Raw genomic sequence first — 19,218 nt, forward strand, 5'->3', positions numbered from 1 at the left:
CCGCGGGCGGGCTTCTTGCAGTTGCCCCCGCCGCGACGGAACATCGGGCCATGATCCTCGACATCCTCAGGCAGACGCTGAGTGTCGCGTTGACGGCGGCGCCCTGGCTGCTGCTGGGCCTGCTCGCGGCCGGCGGCGTCAAGGCACTGATTCCGGAGGCTGCCCTGCAGCGCTGGCTGGGCGGCTCGGGAATTCCCGCCACCGCGCGGGCCGCCGTGGTCGGCGCCCCCCTGCCCCTTTGCTCCTGCGGGGCCATCCCGACCGCACTGGCCCTGCACCGCGGCGGGGCCGGGCGGGGCCCCACCACCGCCTTCCTGATCGGCACGCCGGGCGTCGGCGTCGACTCGCTCGCCATCAGCTATGCCCTGCTGGGCCCCATGATGGCCGTGGCCCGGGCCCTGGGCGCCATTGTCACGGCCATCACCACAGGCCTGCTGGTGGGCCGCACCCGCTCCGCGACCGAGCGTCCCGACCCAACCCGGGGCGAACCCGACAGCTGCGGCGGATGCTGCGGGACCGACGACGGCTGCGCCACACCCGAGGCCCCGGAGCGTTTGTCCGCACGGCTGCGAGCGGGCCTCGCCTATGCCTTTGACGACGTGCTCGACGATATCCGCCTGTGGCTGGTGATCGGCCTGCTGGTCGCCGGCGCCCTGCTCGCCCTGGTCCCGCCGGCCACGCTGGCCGCCTGGGGATCGGGCCTGCCGGCCATGCTCGTAATGGCCGTCATCGGCATCCCCATGTACCTCTGCGCGACCGCCGCGACACCGATCGCCGTGGGCCTGATCGCGGCCGGGGTCTCCCCCGGCACCGTGCTGGTGTTTCTGCTCGCCGCGCCGATCACCAGCCTGGCGACCCTGGGCGTATTCCGCCGCGAACTGGGCACGCCGGCGCTATTGGTCTACCTGACCGGAATCGCGGTCACCACCATCGCGCTGGGGCTCGCCCTGGACGCCGGCCTCGCCCGTACCGGGGTCGACGTCGCCACGCAGATGGGCACCGCCGGCGAGATGCTGCCCGCCTGGCTCGAGTGGAGCGCCCTGGTCATCCTGATCGTCCTGGCCACACCGGTCCTGCGCCGATGGCTGGACCGTCTGATCCCTCACCCACAACCCCGGAGCGCGTGATGTCCAATCGTTCCATCGGACTCGATGGCCCCCTGTATGACTACCTCCTGGAGCACTCGCTGCGCGAGCCGGAGATACTCGCCGAGCTGCGTGCCGAGACCGCGAACCTGCCCGAGGCCAACATGCAGATCGCCCCGGAGCAGGGGCAGTTCATGGCGCTACTGGCGCGGCTCATGGGGGCGCGGCGCTATCTGGAGATCGGGACCTTCACCGGCTACAGCGCGCTGGCCATCGCGCTGGCCCTGCCGGAGGACGGCGCGGTCGTCACCCTGGACAAGAGCGCGCAGTGGACCACCACGGCCCGGCGCTACTGGGAACGCGCCGGGGTCAGCGGTCGCATCCGACTCGAGCTGGGCGAGGCCCGCAACACGCTGCAGGCGCTGGAGGCCGACGGCGAGACCGGCCGCTTCGACCTGGCCTTCATCGACGCGGACAAGACCGGCTACCCCGACTACTTCGAGCACTGCCTGCGCCTGGTCCGTGCCGGCGGCCTGATCCTGGTCGACAACACCTTGTGGCATGGCAGCGTCGCCGACCCGGACGACACGCGCGAAGACACCCGCGCGATCCGCGCCTTCAACGATGCCCTGCACCACGACGAACGCATCGACCTCTCGCTGGCCCCCATCGGCGACGGCCTGACCCTCGCCCGCCGCCGCTGAACCAGCCGCAAGTCTCGATTCACCACAGAGCGCACGGAGTACACAGAGGGGGCTTCAAGGCTGAAATCAAGGGCCTGTTGATTCACCACGAAGCGCACGAAGGCACGAAGAAAATCCTTTTGATGTAAGCGTTCCTGGTGGCGAACGGCTTTGTTCCAGCCCGCAGGTCATCCTTAAGGAAACACTGATTAATGCACGCGCTCGCGCTCGAGTCGCTTTTGCGTGCGAACAAGGCGCGGTGACTGCCGTGCAGTCATTCTGCACAAGGGAACCGCAACGCCGTGCGCGCGCCCGTTTTTGATCAACAACGGGCGGCCGATCCCCGTCTTTCAATAGCTTGTGGGGGTTGGCACCGCAGGTTCCCCGATCCTGCGTTGCGCCCCGAATCCATCGAAAACGGGCGGGTAGAACCACTACCCGCTGCGCGACGCGCCTTGTCTCGGAAAACCTGGGGTGCCAACGCGAGCGTGTGCATTAATCAGTGTTTCCTTAACAATCACCCCAAACCCATGTCCTTCTCCGGGATCTCTGCGCCCCCTGTGGTCGACCCGCTGTTGCCCTCGCCCTTCTTCGTGCCTTCGTGCACTTCGTGGTGAATATTCTTTTCCCTGCGCATATCCTCCACGAAGCGTTACAGGCAGAGGCCGCTGTCGGCGAGGCCGCGGCGGCAGATGGCGCGGCGCTCCACCGCGCGCACCACCCAGCCGGCCTCCGCCTGCTCCAGCTCCAGGCGGAATTCGTAGGCCTCGACGGCATCATCACGCAGCCCGGTCAGGCGGACCTCCGCGCGTTCCGGGCGCGGCTGGTCGATCTCCAGCCCCGCGTAGTCGACGGCCAGGCCGGATTTCCAGCCACTGGCCGCGAACCACTCCATCACCGCGGCACCCGGCATCACCCTCGGCTCAAGCGATGGCACCGCCTGGGCCTCGAAGGCCGTCGGCGCGGGTTCCCATCCTTCGGGCAACCCCGCGGACGTGCCGTCATCGCCCGGATCCGGGGTCGACGTGGCGCAACCCGCCAGAAGCAGCGCCAGCACACCCCCTGCAACCTGCCTTCTCCAGTACATCACGTGGACTGCCTCGCAAATCATCCGCTCCCTGGAAACATACCGGAGCGCGAAACGTCCTACCATGAGAGATCAACATCATTGGTCAGCCGCCCCGCGGCACCCCGGAGGACCCGACATGAACCTGCTCGAAGTGCGCCCCATCCTGCTCGCCGGGCTGTGCGGTCTGATGCTGGCCGCAAGCCCCCTGTATGCCGCCGATCACGACACCCACGCAGGGGACGAACCCACGGCCACCGACGAATCGGATGCCGCCCTGGAGGACGATGCCACCGCCAGCGAGATGGAGGAACTGCGCGAGTCCTGGGCCGAGACCCGCGAGGAACTCCAGGAGGAAGGCGAGGAGGCCGGCGAGGCCACCCGCTCCCGTACCCGCGAGACCCTGGACGCGATGGACCGCGAACTGAGCCGCCTGGGCAACAACATCCGCGAGGGCTGGGACGACCTGAGCGACGCCACCCGCGAGCGCCGCGAACGCGCCTATGACGGCCTGGTCGAGGAACGGGACCGCCTGGCCGAATGGTCGGGCGAGATGCGCGAGCGCTCCTCCGGCGCCTGGGGCGGGATCCGCGATGGCGCCCGCGACGCCTGGGGCGGCATCCGTGACGGCTCGCGCAAGGCCTGGGGCTCGGTACGCGACGCCTTCCGCGGGGACGACGCGCCGGCCGACGGCACCGGCGAGCCGGACGTTCAGGACTGATGCCGGACCCGCGTACCCTCCGCGCCGGTTTCGCCGGTGCGGTGCTGCTCCTGTCCGCTGCCACGCTGGCGGGCTGCGACGGCTTCGGCGGGGCCTCCGGCACCCCCGACCACCTCGAACGCACCACCGACCCGGAGATCCTGCAGCGCGGGGAACGGCTCTATCAGGAGCACTGCATCGCCTGCCACGGGGCCCAGCGCGAGGGCGCCGAGAACTGGCGCCAGCGCAACCCGGACGGTACCCTGCCGCCGCCCCCGCTGGATGGCAGCGCCCACACCTGGCACCACCCCTATTGGCAGCTGAAGGACATGATCCGTTATGGCGCCGAGGCGCGCGGCGGCGCCATGCCCAGCTTCGAGGACACCCTGTCGGAGGCGGACGTCGAGGCGATCATCGCCTGGCTGCAGTCACACTGGCCGGACGAGATCTTCGAGGCCTGGAAACGCTACGACCGCAACCATCCCACCCAGGCGGACTGGGAGGAGGCCATGGGCGAACCCTGGGTCACCCATCCCGACGAATGATGCGGCGCGCATGCCGGGGCCCTACAATGCGCACGGAATGGCACGGGCCACGGAGGCGTCTTTCGGATGAGACGCCACCGCGCATACCGGCTGGCAAGGGACGCAGCGCAATCATGACGGCCGGGAGTGGCCCATGCAGTACACCCAGACGCGCAGGCCTCGGACGCGCACAATTTGCCTCGCCCACGGGGGGTGCGCGTGAACCGACGCGCGCGCGACTTCGCGACGGATAGCGAACGCGACCGCCTGCAGACCCTGGTCGAGCAGGAACGCGCGGCTCGCCGCCGCGCCGAGACGCTGGCCGAGACCCGGCTGCAGGACGTCTACGCGAAGCAGCAGCAGATCGAGCTGCTCAACACCATTGCCTCCACCGCGAACCAGTCCGACTCCATCGCGCATGTACTGCGCGCGGCGCTGGCCGCGATCGGACGCTACCTGGACTGGCCGGTGGGGCATGCCTACCTGGCCCGACCGAACCAACACAGTGGCCACAGCCAGCTAGACCCCACCGGCATCTGGCATCTCGCCTCTGCTGAGCCCTTCACCGCCTTTCGCGACAGCACCGAGAACACGAGCTTCGGCCCCGGCGAGGGGCTGCCCGGCCGTGTGCTGGACCACGGCGAGCCCGCGTGGATCGAGGATCTCGCGGCGGACGACAACTTCCCGCGCGCGCCTCAGGCGACGGCCAGCGGCCTGCACTCCGGCTTCGCCTTCCCGGTCATGGTCGGCCACGAGGTGGCCTGTGTCCTCGAATTTTTCGCCACCGAGCCCACCACCACCGACCCCGACCTGCTCTGGCTGATGTGGCAGATCGGCGTGCAGCTCGGCCGCGTGATCGAGCGCAACCGCCACGAGGAACGCCTGCTCCACAACGCCTCCCACGACCAGCTGACCGGCCTCCCCAACCGGCGCTTGTTCCACGACCGGCTGGCGCACGCGATCGCCCGTGCCACGCGAGAGCCCTTCAACCTGTTCGCGGTGCTGTTCGTGGACATCGACCGCTTCAAGGTCGTCAACGACAGCCTGGGCCATCCGGCCGGCGACGAGCTGCTGGTACGCGTGGGCCAGCGCCTGCTGACCGCGCTGCGCCAGAACGACACCGTCTCGCGCCCCAAGGGGGACGAGACCAATCGCCCGGACGATACCCTTGCGCGGCTGGGTGGCGACGAGTTCACCATCCTGCTGGAGGGCCTGCACGAGCCGGTGGATGCCCTGCGCGTGGCCGAGCGCCTGCAGGCCGTGCTGCACGAGCCGTTCTCCCTCGCCGGGCAGGACGTCTACGTCACCGTCAGCATCGGCATCGCGACCCGGCCCTACGGCCAGAGCTGCCCGGTCCAGGGGCCCGGCGAACCCGACGACCCGGCCCGTCCGGCCACCCCGGATGACCTGATGCGCGAGGCGGACATGGCGATGTACCGCGCGAAGTCACTTGGCAAGGCCCGGTGCGAGTTCTGCGACCCGGGCATGCAGACGCAGGCCCTGCAAAGCCTGGCGCTGGAGACCGACCTGCGCCTGGCGGTGGAACGCGGCGACTTCCGCGTCCACTTCCAGCCCATCATGTCGCTCGGCGAGGAGCGGATCACCGGCTTCGAGGCCCTGGTACGCTGGGAGCGCAACGGGGAACTGGTGCCGCCCGATCATTTCATCCCGATCGCGGAGGACACCGGGCAGGTGCACCTGATCGACATGCAGGTCCTCTACACTGCCTGCCGCCAGCTGGTGGAGTGGAACGCGGACGGGGCGAGAACGCCCCTGACCATCAGCACCAACCTCTCCGCCCGTCAGCTCACCCGCCCGGAACTCGTGGGGGACGTGCAGACCATCCTGGAAGGCACCGGCGCCCCGGCCGCGCAGGTGCGCCTGGAGATTACCGAGACGGCCACCCTCGGCAACCTGGACGAACTGATCGAGACCCTGCACCGGCTGAAGGCCCTGGGCATCAGCCTGGCGATGGACGACTTCGGCACCGGCTACTCCTCGCTCAGCTACCTGCACCGCCTGCCACTGGATATCCTCAAGATCGACCGCAGCTTCGTGGCCGGCCTGGATCGCGACGAATACAGCCAGCGCCTGGTGCAGACCGTGATCCACATGGCCCGCAATCTCGGGCTCGAGGCCGTGGCCGAGGGCGTGGAAAGCCACACCCACGCCGCCACGCTGCGCGCCCTCGGCTGCTCGCTGGCGCAGGGCTATTACTACTCGCCCCCGGTGGACGCGACACAGGCAACCGCCCTGCTCGGCGGGAAACTGCCGGCCCGGCCCGCCCACTGAGCCGGGGCTACGGGAAACGCGCTCTGCCCGACCCGCGCGCGTTCGGTCAGACGGCGCGCGGCAACACCCCGCGCCGGCGTGCCAGCACCTGGCGCACCACCAGCTTTTCCAGTTCCACGATCACGAACACCGCCAGGCCAAAGGCCAGGATGCGCGCCCAGTCGTCCGCGCCGATGGCGGTGGTCCCGAACAGGGTGTGCATTACGGGCACGTAGGTGAACGCCAGCTGCAGCAGCACCAGGACCCCGATGGCCAGCCACATCGCGCGCGAGCGGAACAGCTCGCCGCCCGGCAGCACCGGTTGATGGATCAGACGCAGATTCAGCAGGTAAAAGGCCTGCCCGGCCACCAGGGTATTGATCGCCACGGTACGCGCGACCTCGTCGGCCACCCCGGCCAGGGTCTCCATGTAGACGAAATGCCCGAAGGTCCCGGCCCACAGCAGCAACGCCACGAACGGGATGCGCCAGAGCAGGAACCCGGACAACAGGGGCGTGTCCGGCGCCCGTGGCGGGCGCTGCATAACACCCGGCTCGGCCTTCTCGAAGGCCAGCGCCATGGCCAGGGTCACCGAGGTCACCATGTTGACCCACAGCACCTGCACCGGGGTGAGCGGCAACGCCAGCCCCATCAGGATCGCCATCATGATGGTCAGCGACTGCCCGGCATTGGTCGGCAGCATATGCAGGATGGCCTTGCGGATGTTGTCGTAGACCGTCCGGCCCTCCTCCACCGCATGCGCGATGGAGGCGAAATTGTCGTCCGCCAGGACCATCTCGGAGGCCTCCTTGGCCGCCTCGGTCCCCTTGCCTCCCATGGCCACGCCGACATCCGCCCGCTTCAGGGCCGGGGCATCATTCACCCCGTCGCCGGTCATCGCCACGATACGCCCGCCCTGCTGCAGGGCACGCACCAGCCGCAGCTTGTGTTCCGGCGAGGTGCGCGCAAAGACGTCCGTACGCTCCGCGGTTTCGGCCAGCGCCGCCTCGTCCAGGGCATCCAGCTCGTGACCGGCCCGCGCCTCGGCATCGCGGCCCAGGCCCAGCTGCTCGCCGATCGCCCGGGCGGTCGCCAGGTGGTCGCCGGTGATCATCTTGACGTCGATTCCGGCCGCGCGGCACTCGGCCACCGCGCGGATCGCCTCGTCGCGTGGCGGGTCGATGATCCCCAGCAGGGCAAGCAGGGTAAAACCACCGGCCTCGACATCATCGAAACGCAGCTCGCCGTGATCGGGTTCGGTGTCGCGCACGGCCACGGCCAGCAGGCGCTGACCGCGGGCCGCCACAGCCTCCATGGCGGCGTGCCAGCGCTCGGTATCCAGCGCCTCGCGGGTCTCGCCATCCACCTGCTGCTCGCTGCAAAGCTCCAGCACGCGCTCGGGCGCCCCTTTCAGGAAGATGCGGGCGTGACCGTCGTGGTCGTGGTGCAGGGTCGCCATGTAGCGATGATCCGAGTCGAACGGGATCACGTCGGTGCGCGGCAGGCGTTCGCCTTCCAGGCGCGGGTCCAGCCCGGCCTTTTGCGCCAGGGTAATCAGGGCGCCCTCGGTCGGGTCGCCCTCCATCACCCAGTCGCCATCCTTCTGGTAGAGCCGGGCGTCATTGCACAGCAGCCCCGCCCGCAGCACCTCGCGCAACAGCGGGTCCTCGTCCGGGTCCAGATCCCGTTCGTCCTCGGAGAACTGCCCCTGCGGCGCATAGCCCACGCCGCTGACGAGGATCTCCCGGGTGGCCGTGCGCAGGGTCTGCGCCGTCATCTCGTTACGGGTGAGCGTGCCGGTCTTGTCGGAGCAGATGGCCGAGACCGACCCCAGGGTCTCCACCGCCGGCAGACGCCGGATGATCGCATTGCGCCGCGCCATCTTCTGCACCCCGATGGCCAGCGCGATGGTCATGATGGCGGGCAGGCCCTCGGGGATGGTGGACACCGCCAGGCTCGCCGCCGCGAGGAACATCTCGTCCAGCGGATAGCTCCGCACCCAGTAACCGAAGGCGAAGGTCGCCGCCGCGATGACCACGATCACCGCGGCCAGCCAGCGGCCGAACTGTTCCATCTGCCGGACCAGCGGCGTCTCCAGCCCCTCGACCTCGCCGAGCATGGTGGAGATGCGCCCGATCTCGGTATGCTCGCCCGTGGCCACGACAACGCCCGCACCGCGGCCAAAGGCCACCAGCGTCCCGGAGAAGGCCATGCCGCGCCGGTCCCCAAGGTCGGCCTCCCGTTCCACCGTGGCGGTATCCTTCTCGACCGCCACCGACTCGCCGGTCAGGACCGCCTCTTCCAGGCGCAGGTTCTTGGTCTCGAACAGCCGCAGGTCGGCGGGCACCCGGTCACCGGCCTGCAGGTGCACGATATCGCCGGGCACCAGCTCATCGGCCGGGATCTCGCGACGCTCGCCTGCGCGCGTCACCACCGCGCGCGGGGACAGCATGCGACGGATGGCATCCAGGGCCTTCTCCGCCTTGCCCTCCTGGACGAACCCGATCAGCGTATTGATCAGGACCACGGCCAGGATCACGCCGGTATCCACCCAGTGCCCGAGCAGCGCCGTCCCCAGCGCCGCGACCAGCAGGATGTAGATCAGTACGTTGTGAAAATGGCGCAGGAAGCGCCGGACTACGCCCGCCCGCTCCGGCGGACGCAACTGATTGGGGCCAAAGTGCGCCAGACGTTCCTCGGCCACGACCGCCGACAGCCCCTCGCGGTCGGAGCCCCAGTGCTCCAGCGCATCATCCGCGGACCGGCTGTGCCAGGCGGGGGCCTCCCGGTTGTCACCCGGATCGGTAGGGTCGGGGGTATCGGTCATGGGCAACGCCCTGCTGTGTCAACGTCGCCCTATCGTCGCCCGGCGCCCGGGGGCCGGCAAGGCCCCGGACGCCGGGCAACCCGCCGGATCAGAACTGCATGCCCACCTTGCCCATCACGCGCATGTTGTCGGCATCGGCGCGACGGCCGTCGAAGCGGTCACTCTCGGTGAACTGGTAACGCGCCTCCAGCCCCAGGAACCACTGCCGGTCCAGCTGGTACTTCAGGCTGCCACCCAGCTGGGCCGCCCACAGGCCATTGCGGTCGTCATCCAGCTTGGCCCGCACGTAGCCGATGCCGGGACCAAAGCCCAGCGACAGCCGTTCGTTCGGCTCGAACATCCAGTGGCTGTTCACCTCGGCGCTGGTCATCTTGAGCGGGTCGTCGCTGTAACGGCTCACGCTCAGATGATGGCGCAGCACGCCGGTGGCCGGCTGGAACAACTGACAGTTGGCGCCGATCTCGACCCCGTAGGCACCATCGCTGCTGGCATCCGACAGGTCCGGCGAGACCACACCGCCCAGCAGTGCCACGCTGGGCTCCATGCCGCGATCCACCGCGCTGGCCTGGGCCACCGGCATGGCCGCCAGCGCCCCCAGGGCGAACATCACCATCGTCTTACGGTACTGCATCGGGCACCTCCTGATTCGAATGAATAAGCAAACTCTAATGGTAGACCAGCCTGACGCGATCTTCATCACATCAGGCAGGACCCGGCGCCCGACATGGAATTTTTCCCGGCCCCGGTGCATCCCCTCTGCCGAACCACGACCGCCGGAAGGCTTCGGGGATCCCCGCAAAAATCGAGGGAACCCTCAAGGGCCCGAGGGCTCGAAGGGGTTGAGCCCGCACGTATCCAGCGTGCGTCGTTCGCTCCAACTGGCAACAAGAAGAACCATCCATTCAGAAAGCAAACGGAGGACCTCATGTCCGATCAACCGAATGCGAACCGTCGTAAGTTCCTGCGCCAGGCATCCGCTGCCGTGGCGGCCATCCCGGTCGTCAGCATGGTGGGCATCTCCTCGGCCAAGGCCGATACGAAAGCCGAAGACGGCCACGCCCACAACTACGTGAACGATGCGGCCGACGCCGACCACGCGGACTACTCCGAAGGCGAGAAGTGCAAGAACTGCGCCTTCTGGGGCGGAGGTGATGACCAGTGGGGTCAGTGCTTCCACGCCGACTTCCAGGGCGTTCAAGTGAACGCCGACGGCTGGTGCGACGAATACGTCGGAGCCTGATCCCGGCCCGCATATCCGGTCCGCGCCCGCGGGCCGGATACTCCCTCTCATGGCCCTCCCCGGCCATGGCTTGCATCCCCGCCACACAACCCCGCAAGCTAGACACCTGATTTCGTAGACCGGCTCCGGCGGGCTCCGCCCTGTGGCCGAAAGGAAACTGCGTGTCCGACCCATTGACCCGGCTGACCCGCATCCCCGCCGGTAAGGCACCCGCCAATGCCAGCGGTTGCCACTGATGGATCTCTCGCTCGCCGGATTCACCGTCCTGTACCTGGTCTATGGCCTGGCCTTCTTCTCCCTTGGCGTAGTCGCTTTCGTCCTGCCCCGCGGGGACGGATCCCTGCCGTTCGCCCGACATTTCTGGCTGCTGGGTCTGTTCGGCCTGATCCATGGCGCCTACGAATTCCTCCAGGCCGCGGGCTTGCACTATCCGGCGGCGCGCGACCCGTGGCTCAATGCCACCTGGCAACTGCTGTCCTACCTGCCGCTTCTGGAGTTCGGGCGCCGCGCCCTGCTCGCGAGTCCATCGCGCCTGCGCCTTGACGCCCTGTGGCTTTACCCGCTGATCGCCGTCGCGGTGCTCCTGCTCGTCGGTATGGCCGAGGACCCGGCGCGCGGGCTGGCCAACGGCGGGCGCTACCTGGTCGGCCTTCCGGGGGCCGTACTGTCCGGCCTGGCGTTCTTGCTTCTGCTGCGGGGGTCCCTCCAGCGCACCGCCGACGCCGACGATCATGCCAGCCAGTACCCGGCCCTGGCCGTCCTCGCCCTGGCCTTCCTCGGGTACGCCCTGATCACGCCGTTTCCGGGCACTGTCGACCCGGCTCTGCCCGAGTGGCTGCCGACCCATGCCGACTTCCTGGAGGCAAGCGGACTACCGGTGCAACTGCTGCGCATGTTCGCCGCCCTCCTCGCCGTCATCGGGATGATGACCCTGACCCGCTCGCTGGGCACCCAGCAGGGCGACGACCTGCTGCGGGTACTCGACACCATCGACGGCTTCGTCTATCGCTGCCGCAACAACCCGAACTGGGACGTGATCAACGCCGAGGGCGCCCTGGAGGAGCTCACCGGCTACTCGCGCGAAAGGTTCTTCGCCGAACGCCTCAGCTTCAACGATCTGGTGCACCCTGAAGACCGCGACCGGGTCTGGCGCGAGGTATCCGAGGGATTGCAGCGGACCGGCCAGTACCAGATTCAGTGGCGCCTGATCGGACGCAATGGCGGGGAGCGCTGGGTGTTCGAGCGCGGCGCCGGGATCTTCGACGATCGCGGGCGCCTTAAGTACTTGCAGGGGCATGTTATCGATGCCGACGAACTGGTCACCACCGGCGAGACCCTGCGGGCCCGGACCGACGAACTCGAATCCTTTCGCTCGACCCTGGACCTGACTCTGGACGCGGTCTTCCTGTTCGACGTCGAGACCCTGCGCTTTATCTATGTCAATCAGGGCGCGGTGGACCAGACCGGCATCCCGCGCGAGGAACTGCTCGAACTCCACCCCTATGACATCAAGCCGGACTACCCCGAGCCGCGCTTTCGTCAGCTGATCGAGCCGCTGCGCCGCGGCGAGCGTGACCAGTTCCGCTTCGAGACCAGCCATCGCCATCGCGACGGCTTCGAGGTACCGGTCGAGATCTCCCTGCAACTGGTCGCCCCGCGCGGCGAGACCGCACGCTACGTGGCGATCTCGCACGACATCACCCAGCGCAAGCGCAACGAGGAGGCCCTGCTCCAGGCCCTGTCCGAACTGGAAGCCTCGCGCGACGAGCAAACGCGCCTGCTGGAACTGACCCGGCGGGAGCAGGGGCGCATGGCCGCGCTGCTCTCGGCCATGAGCATCGGCATCCTGTTCGAGGACCGCAACGGCCAGGTGGAATACGTGAACCCGGCCTTCCGGCGCATGTGGGCCATCGACAGCGAGGTGGAGCTCGTGGGTCGCCCCTCGCGCGAGGTACTGGAACACTCCACCCACCGCTTCGCGCGACCGGATCATGCCTCGCGCCACGTGCTGCACGTGCTGGATACCCACGAGATCAGCGAACGCTTCGAGGTCGACCTGTACGACGGGCGCATCCTCACCCAGGTCTCCTACCCCGTCCACGACACCGACGAGCGTTCCATCGGTCGACTGTGGCTGTACGAGGACGTGACCCACGAGCGCCAGACCGCCCAGCAACTGGTCTACCTCGCAGAACACGACGCGCTGACCGGCCTGTACAACCGCCATCACTTCCAGAAACGCCTGGAACACGTGATCCACAGCGAGCGGCGGCGCAACGGGCGCTTCGCCCTGCTGTACTTCGATCTCGACGAGTTCAAGACCATCAACGACACCTTCGGCCACCGGGCCGGGGATACCGTGCTGGTGCGCGCCGCCGGCGAGATCGCCGCGCTGGTGCGCAGTCAGGATATCTTTGCCCGCCTGGGCGGCGACGAGTTCGCGATCCTGGTGGATCGCGAGTCGGAGCAGGAGCCGATCGAACTGGCCGAACGCGTGGGCCGCGCGATCTCGGCGATCCCGTTCCGCTTCCGCGGCCAGAACTACCGGCTCACCGCCAGCATCGGCATCGCCCACTTTCCGGAGCATGGCGACAACGTCGAGGACCTGGTGGCCCACGCCGACACCGCGATGTACCAGGCGAAGGACCTGGGCAAGAACACCTGGGCGGTATTCGACCGCAGCCGCAATACCGCCGAGCACATGCTGGAGCGGATGTCCTGGAGCCAGCGCATCGGCACCGCGCTGGAGCAGGGACACTTCGAGCTGCATTACCAGGGGATCTACGCGGTCGGCGATGGCCACCTGCACCACATGGAGGCCCTGGTGCGCATGCGCGACCCGGCGTCCCCGGAGGAAATCGCCATGCCCGGCCAGTTCATCCCGATTGCCGAGAAGACCGGGCAGATCCTCGACATCGATCGCTGGGTGATCCGCGAGAGCATCCGCCGACTGGCCGGGGACCCGGCCATCCCCGGGATCGCGATCAACATCTCCGGCCGCAGCTTCGACGAGCCGGGACTGCCGCAATACATCGCCCACCAGCTGGAACAGCAGGGGGTCGAACCGCGACGGCTGATCATCGAACTGACCGAGACCGCGGCGGTCTCCGAGATGCAGGATGCCCAGCGCTTCATCGAGGCGTTGCAGCACACCGGCTGCACCGTCTGTCTGGACGACTTCGGATCCGGGTTCTCCACCTTCGCCTACCTCAAGTACCTGGGCGTGCAGATCCTGAAGATCGACGGCATGTTCGTGCGCGACCTGCCCAACAACCGCGACAATCAGGCCTTCATCCGCGCGATGGTCGACGTCGCCCGGGGCCTCGACAAGCAGACCGTCGCCGAATGCGTGGAAGACGGCCCGACCCTGGAGATGCTGGCCGAACTGGGCGTGGACATGGCCCAGGGCTACCACCTGCACCGCCCGTCACCGGAGCTCCCCACCGCCCGTACATGAACACTCCGAAGGGGTGCGCACGCCCCCTCAGTCATCCGTGATGGGCAGATACTCGTCGCGGCCCGCGGCCGGCTCCTCGAAGCGAAACCCCACCCCCGCAGGGGCGACCCGGAACACGCCCCGCGCGCGGACCCAGCCCTGATCCAGCACCGTGGCATCCACCCGTTCGAACAGCCGCTGCAGTGCGCGCGCGGTCGCGGCGCGGCGGGGGTAGTCCAGCCCGTGGCATTCCCAGGCCTCGCGCGCGCCCGCCGCGAGCCCCCAGCCCGTCTCCACGAACCCGGCGATCCACAGCGCGCGCAACACCCCGTCGCCCCATTGCTCGCGCAGGCGCGCCATTCCGGAGCGCGGATCCGGCGCCGCCTCCACCACCGCCATCAGCGACGCGGGCAGCAGTTCGCGCCAGTCATCACTTTCGAAGGCGCCCGTCAGCAGGTCCTCGTCGATGATCTGCACGAAGTCCGGCACCGGATCGGAGCCAGTACGTTCCGCCAGCTGAATCAGCGCCCCCGCCTCGTCGGTATAACCGGACAGGGCGAAACCGCACAGGTGATGGTCGACGATGTCGTGCACGAACACCGAGGTCGGGATACGCTCGCCGGTATACGGGGTCGCCGCGATGACGTCCGCGCCCCGCCCCGGCAGATCCAGCTTCCAGCCACGCACACCAAAGCCATCCTCCCAGGTGTCCGCGTACTCCGCGGGAATGGATACGCCGGCAGCGTCAGTGGCTGCATGCATGTCGCGAATTCGGGACATCGGCTTGGGCCCTCCTGGGCGATTGCTCCTTGCACTTTACCGACCGGTCAACTAGCGTGCAAAGACATGGAGACAACCACCCCCCATCACACCCGACACGACAGCCGCGAGGACCTGCTCAAGGCCGCCCGCGAGCTGATCGTCGGACGCAGCTACACCAGCGTTGGGATTGCCGAGATCTGCGCCCGAGCGGGCGTTCGCAAGGGCAGCCTGTACCACTTCTTCCCCGGCAAGGAGGCGCTTACCCTGGCGATGCTGGACGCCCTCTACGCGGACTTCGAGCGCGAGGTGCTGATCCCGGGGCTCGCCGGCGCCAACGGCCTGCACGCCCGGATCGAGGCGTTCGTCCATGCGATCCACGCCTTCGAGGCCCGCATGCAGGCGGAATCCGGCCAGCTGCCCGGCTGCCCCTTCGGCAACCTGGCCGTGGAGATGGGGACCCACAACCCGCCCCTGCGCCGGGCGATTCGGGGGCACCTGGACGCCGTCACCGCCCATTTCCGTTCCGTATTGGACGAGGCCGTTCAGGACGGCGAACTACCCGGCGATACCAACACCGAGGCGCTGGCCGAACAGTGGCTGGCCCTGATGGAAGGGATCCTGGTGATGGCCAAGGCCGACCAGGACCCGGCGACGGTCCTGCGCCTGGGCCCGGCGCTGGTCACACTCCTGACCCACTCGCCCCCGGAGGTACCCCATGCGCGATGAACGCTTCCCCCTGCACGACGCCGCCAGCGCCCCGGAGGCGCAAGCCGTATTTGACCGGGCCGAACAGACCTTCGGCATGGTCCCCAACCTGATCCGCAAGATGGCCAGCGCGCCGGCCCTGGCCGAGGCCTACCTGGCGCTCAACGACCTGCTGCAGAAGACGTCGCTGAGCCCCACCGAACAGGGCGTCCTGCTGCTGACCGTCAGCCGCTACCACGAATGCGACTACTGCATGGCCGCGCACAGCATGACGGGTCGCATGACCGGCGTACCCGACGACATCATCGCCGCGCTGCGCGAGGACCGCGTGATCGGGGACCCCAAACTGGAGGCCCTGCGCCAGTTCACCCGCGCCATGCTCGAACAGCGCGGCTGGGTTGACGAGCCCACCCAGCAGGCCTTTCTGGACGCCGGGCACACTCCCGCGCAGATGCTGGAGGTCATCCTGGCGATCGGCCTGAAGACCCTGTCCAACTACACCAACCACATCGCCGGCACCCCGGTCGACGCGCCCATGGCCAGCGAACGCTGGAGCGCAACCGCGCGTTGACCGCGCATGCCGTAGCCGATGATGCGATTGCGGCATGCACCGCGCAGCGGCAAGGTAGGGCCTCTCTCCCGACCGCCAGCCCGCCTGCATGCCGCCACGCTCGCGCATCCTCCTGCTCTCCGCCTACCGGGCCGACAGTCACGCCGCCTGGGTCGACTGGCTGACCACGACCTTCGGTCAATTCGACTGGGAGGTGCTGGAACTGCCCGGGCGGCACTTCCGCTGGCGCATCCGCGGCAACCCGGTCTCCTGGCTGGACCGGCTCGCGGGCGTGGAGGCCGATGCGGTCATCGCCACCTCGATGGTAGACCTGGCCACCTTGCGCGGCCTGCATCCGTCACTCGCCCGGCCACCCACGCTGTACTACGTGCACGAAAACCAGTTCGCCTACCCCGTCGGCCGCGACCAGGTGGATTCCGTGGACCCCCAGATGGTGCAGATCTACGCGTCACTGGCGGCGGACCGCGTGGCCTTCAACTCCGCCTTCAACCGCGACTCGTTCCTGGACGGCATGGACGCCCTGCTCGCCCGGATGCCGGATCATGTCCCCGACGGCCTGCGCACCCGGCTGCAGGCACGCAGCGAGGTCCTGCCCGTCCCGGTCGCGCCACCCGCCCCGGCGGGCGCCGCGCGCGATCCGGGCCTGATCCTGTGGAATCACCGCTGGGAGTACGACAAGGCGCCGGAGGTCTTCACCGAGGCGCTGCTACGGCTGCGGGAGACCGGCGTGGACTTCCAACTCGCCCTGCTGGGGGCGCGGCCCGCGCAGCCCCCCGAGGCCCTGCAGCGACTGCGCGCCACCCTGGGGGAACGCATCGTGGCGGATGGCAAGCTGCCGCGCCGGGAATACGAAGACCTGCTGGGCCGCGCGGGGATCGTCGTCAGCACCGCCCTGCACGAGTTCCAGGGACTCGCGGTACTGGAGGCCACGGCCGCCGGGGCGACGCCACTGGTCCCGGATGCCCTGGCCTACCGCGAGCAATATCCAGACACTTGCCGCTATCCCGCCGGCGATGGCGCGGCCCTGACCGAGCGCCTGCGACATTGGCTGCAACAGGGAACGCCGCCGGCACCGGACGTGCGCGCCTGGCTGCCGGCTCGGCTGGAACCGCGCTGGCAGCAGGCGCTGGATGCACTGGTCTCGGGCAACGCCCGCCGGCCCGGGATCAGTCGCGCCTGACCACGATCCGGTCGGACGGGAGCTCGTCCTCGGCCACGAAGACCGGGCGGATCACGTCGCGGTAGTTGCGAATGCGCTGCACGTAGTACACCGGCTGGTAGCCGCGAGCGTAGCCGAAGCGCAGGTTCTGGTAGTAGCGCTCCTCGGTCAGCAGCGGCAGGGTCTCGCGCATGTCGGCCCAGCGATCCGGATCACGCCCCAGCTCGCGCGCCAGCCGGCGCGCATCCAGCAGGTGCCCGCGGCCGATGTTGTAGGCCGCCAGCGCCAGGTAGGTGCGGTCGGGCTCGTCAATGTCGTCGGGCAGCAGTTCGTGCTGGCGCTGCAGGTAGCGCGCCCCGCCGTCGATGCTCTGCACCGGGTCCAGGCGATCCACCCCCAGGGACTCGGCCGTGCGCTGCGTCAGCATCATCAGGCCGCGCACACCGGTGGGGCTGCGCGCCTCCGGATCCCAGTGCGACTCCTGGTAGGCCAGGGCCGCCAGCAGATCAGCCGGCAGATCGGTGCGTTCGGCCGCCTCCTCGAAATACGGCCGATACTGCGGCAGGCGGTCCTCGATGCGCCGGTTGAGCGCCCGCAGGTCGACAAAGTCGAACTGATCGATGTAGGCGTAGTAGCGCTCGTCCACGAGTTCGCGCAGTTCCCGGCCGCCATCACCTTGCATCCAGTCGCCCGCCAGTTCAGCCAGCGCCTCCTGGTCCGGCTGTACGTACCAGCCCAGGGTGCGCGGCTCGGACAGATCGAAGGCAATGTCGAGATGCGGGAAGGAGCGGCGGTTGTAGCGCACGATATGCGAGTCGGCCACGGTGCAGTCGATCTCCTGCCGGGCGACCTGCGCCATCAGCCGCTCGGTACCGATCTCGCGGACCTCGAACCCGGCCGCTTCCGGAAGCACTTGCTCCAGGGTCTCCACGTAGCTGCTGCCGGCCGAGACCACCAGATCCACCGAGCCCAGGTCGTCCGCCGATTCAGGCATGGCATCGAAGTCGCGATGGCAGACCACCTGCTCGGTGATCTCCATGTACTCCGGGCCGCGTCGGAAGCGCTCGTCCCGCGAGGCGAGATGGGTCAGCCCCGCCGCGGCCATATGCGCCTCGCCAGAGGCCAGCGTCTCGAGCACACCGGAGACCGATTCGGCCATGACCCACTCCACCTGCCAGCCATGCGCCTGGGCAAAGCCCTCGACCAGATCATGCTCCGTGCCCGCCGCTTCCAGATGCTGGTCAAAGTACCAGGTGGTGGGGGCATTGCGGGTCACTACGCGCAGCGTGCCGGTCTCCTCCACCGGCGCCAGCCGCTCGCCGGCGCTGGCATTCGAGACCATCGAGTCGGATTGCCCGTCCTCGGCGCCACAACCCGCGAGCAGCACCAGCAGCGCGGCGGGCAGCAGCGCGCGGCCCTGTCCGCGGGATGACGGGCGCCAGCCCGCGGCGGCGCGATCATTCGGTTCATGCATTCCGGTTTCCTTCCCGTCGACAGGCCGCTCGGATTGGCTGACCCCGTCCATGACGGATCCATGAATGTCCGATACAGAGACTAGGGTTTTGCGGAATGGTTCTCAAAAATACCCACGACGAAGGGGTTGCCATCCCTTGCGGAGGCCACCGCTGATGGGCGGCCCAGCCGCGTGCCCTGTACAGTCGAACCCTTCGCCACCGTGCTTTTCGGGGAACGCAGCGACCTCGGCACACTCCAACACTCCGTTACCCGCAAGGAGCGCGACATCATGGCCATCGAATCCCTTCTCCTCCTCCTGCTCATCGGCGGCATCGCCGGCTGGCTCGCCGGACTGCTGGTGCACGGCTCCGGGCAGGGCATCCTGCTCAACATCGTGGTCGGCGTGATCGGGGCCTTCCTCGGCGGCTGGCTGTTCACCCAGCTCGGGGTCCAGGCCGGCGGGCTGATCGGCAGCCTCGCCGCCGCCACCGTCGGCGCCGTACTTCTGCTGGGCCTGCTCCGGCTGATTCACAAGGCCTGACCGATGACCCAGATCCTTGGAATCATCCTGCTGGTCGGGGGCCTGATCGCCGCTATTGTGGGCCTGCAGGATGCCTTCGGCATGCGCGAGCGCGCCGCGCGCCTGATCCTCGGCCGCTTTACCCGGCGCACCCTCGCGCTGCTGGTGGGCGGCGGCGTCGCCGCACTGATGGGCCTGATCCTGGTGACCTGAC

At 68.6% G+C, this 19,218-nt stretch carries 17 protein-coding genes; 12 read left to right on the top strand and 5 right to left on the bottom strand.

Annotated elements, in window-relative coordinates:
* Positions 1-50 precede the first annotated feature (50 nt).
* Together F627_RS0113855 and F627_RS0113860 are read left to right on the top strand one after the other, a co-directional pair.
* Positions 51-1,127, top strand: a complete 1,077-nt coding sequence (locus tag F627_RS0113855; protein ID WP_019584382.1) for an SO_0444 family Cu/Zn efflux transporter — start codon at positions 51-53, stop codon at positions 1,125-1,127.
* Entirely contained in the window at positions 1,127-1,789 is a 663-nt protein-coding gene (locus tag F627_RS0113860) for a class I SAM-dependent methyltransferase (RefSeq protein ID WP_019584383.1), read from the top strand. The genes F627_RS0113855 and F627_RS0113860 overlap by 1 nt, the downstream gene beginning before the upstream one ends.
* A 631-nt stretch (positions 1,790-2,420) precedes the next feature.
* Here F627_RS0113860 and F627_RS17365 read toward each other — a convergent pair.
* Positions 2,421-2,825, bottom strand: a complete 405-nt coding sequence (locus tag F627_RS17365) for a hypothetical protein (protein WP_369771500.1) — start codon at positions 2,823-2,825, stop codon at positions 2,421-2,423.
* Between the two features lie 148 nt (positions 2,826-2,973).
* On the opposite strand from F627_RS17365, the gene F627_RS0113875 reads away from it, so the two are divergent.
* The 3 genes from F627_RS0113875 (at position 2,974) to F627_RS0113885 (ending at position 6,350) form a co-directional block, all read left to right on the top strand.
* Positions 2,974-3,555 (top strand): hypothetical protein, encoded by a 582-nt coding sequence (locus tag F627_RS0113875; RefSeq protein WP_019584386.1) that lies wholly within the window; start codon positions 2,974-2,976, stop codon positions 3,553-3,555.
* Positions 3,555-4,079 (top strand): cytochrome c, encoded by a 525-nt coding sequence (locus F627_RS0113880; protein WP_018875592.1) that lies wholly within the window; start codon positions 3,555-3,557, stop codon positions 4,077-4,079. The genes F627_RS0113875 and F627_RS0113880 overlap by 1 nt, the downstream gene beginning before the upstream one ends.
* 192 nt (positions 4,080-4,271) lie before the next feature.
* Entirely contained in the window at positions 4,272-6,350 is a 2,079-nt protein-coding gene (locus tag F627_RS0113885; RefSeq protein WP_196800288.1) for a bifunctional diguanylate cyclase/phosphodiesterase, read from the top strand.
* Positions 6,351-6,396: 46 nt separating this feature from the next.
* On the opposite strand, the gene F627_RS0113890 is transcribed toward F627_RS0113885, so the two are convergent.
* Both F627_RS0113890 and F627_RS0113895 read right to left on the bottom strand, forming a co-directional pair.
* Positions 6,397-9,156 (bottom strand): cation-transporting P-type ATPase, encoded by a 2,760-nt coding sequence (locus F627_RS0113890; RefSeq protein WP_019584387.1) that lies wholly within the window; start codon positions 9,154-9,156, stop codon positions 6,397-6,399.
* Positions 9,157-9,244: 88 nt separating this feature from the next.
* On the bottom strand, positions 9,245-9,787 hold the full coding sequence (locus F627_RS0113895) for an outer membrane beta-barrel protein (protein WP_018875589.1): 543 nt from the start codon (positions 9,785-9,787) through the stop codon (positions 9,245-9,247).
* Between the two features lie 294 nt (positions 9,788-10,081).
* On the opposite strand from F627_RS0113895, the gene F627_RS0113900 reads away from it, so the two are divergent.
* Positions 10,082-10,396, top strand: a complete 315-nt coding sequence (locus F627_RS0113900; RefSeq protein WP_018867881.1) for a high-potential iron-sulfur protein — start codon at positions 10,082-10,084, stop codon at positions 10,394-10,396.
* Between the two features lie 235 nt (positions 10,397-10,631).
* The gene (locus F627_RS0113905) at positions 10,632-13,853 is read left to right on the top strand and encodes an EAL domain-containing protein (RefSeq protein ID WP_019584388.1); all 3,222 of its coding nucleotides are present in this window, start codon (positions 10,632-10,634) and stop codon (positions 13,851-13,853) included.
* 27 nt (positions 13,854-13,880) lie between these two features.
* Here F627_RS0113905 and F627_RS0113910 read toward each other — a convergent pair whose 3' ends face one another.
* Positions 13,881-14,594, bottom strand: a complete 714-nt coding sequence (locus tag F627_RS0113910; protein ID WP_019584389.1) for a hypothetical protein — start codon at positions 14,592-14,594, stop codon at positions 13,881-13,883.
* An 84-nt stretch (positions 14,595-14,678) separates the two neighbouring features.
* Between F627_RS0113910 and F627_RS0113915 the strand changes: the two genes are divergently transcribed.
* From F627_RS0113915 to F627_RS0113925, 3 genes are all read left to right on the top strand, one after another.
* On the top strand, positions 14,679-15,320 hold the full coding sequence (locus F627_RS0113915) for a TetR/AcrR family transcriptional regulator (RefSeq protein WP_019584390.1): 642 nt from the start codon (positions 14,679-14,681) through the stop codon (positions 15,318-15,320).
* Positions 15,310-15,870 (top strand): carboxymuconolactone decarboxylase family protein, encoded by a 561-nt coding sequence (locus F627_RS0113920; RefSeq protein ID WP_019584391.1) that lies wholly within the window; start codon positions 15,310-15,312, stop codon positions 15,868-15,870. Before F627_RS0113915 ends, F627_RS0113920 begins: the two co-directional genes overlap by 11 nt.
* A gap of 88 nt (positions 15,871-15,958) precedes the next feature.
* Positions 15,959-17,050 (top strand): DUF3524 domain-containing protein, encoded by a 1,092-nt coding sequence (locus F627_RS0113925; protein WP_019584392.1) that lies wholly within the window; start codon positions 15,959-15,961, stop codon positions 17,048-17,050.
* Here F627_RS0113925 and mltF read toward each other — a convergent pair.
* A complete protein-coding gene (mltF, locus tag F627_RS0113930) occupies positions 17,037-18,503 on the bottom strand; it encodes a membrane-bound lytic murein transglycosylase MltF (protein ID WP_018878038.1) in 1,467 nt (488 codons plus the stop codon). The genes F627_RS0113925 and mltF overlap by 14 nt on opposite strands.
* A gap of 270 nt (positions 18,504-18,773) precedes the next feature.
* Here mltF and F627_RS0113935 point away from each other — a divergent pair, with 270 nt between their 5' ends.
* The gene (locus F627_RS0113935; protein WP_018879795.1) at positions 18,774-19,025 is read left to right on the top strand and encodes a GlsB/YeaQ/YmgE family stress response membrane protein; all 252 of its coding nucleotides are present in this window, start codon (positions 18,774-18,776) and stop codon (positions 19,023-19,025) included.
* Between the two features lie 3 nt (positions 19,026-19,028).
* The gene (locus F627_RS0113940) at positions 19,029-19,217 is read left to right on the top strand and encodes a DUF3185 family protein (protein ID WP_018867889.1); all 189 of its coding nucleotides are present in this window, start codon (positions 19,029-19,031) and stop codon (positions 19,215-19,217) included.
* The last annotated feature ends 1 nt before the right edge of the window (position 19,218 follow it).

It is taken from the genome of Thioalkalivibrio sp. ALE16 (assembly GCF_000381305.1).
GTDB lineage: Bacteria > Pseudomonadota > Gammaproteobacteria > Ectothiorhodospirales > Ectothiorhodospiraceae > Thioalkalivibrio.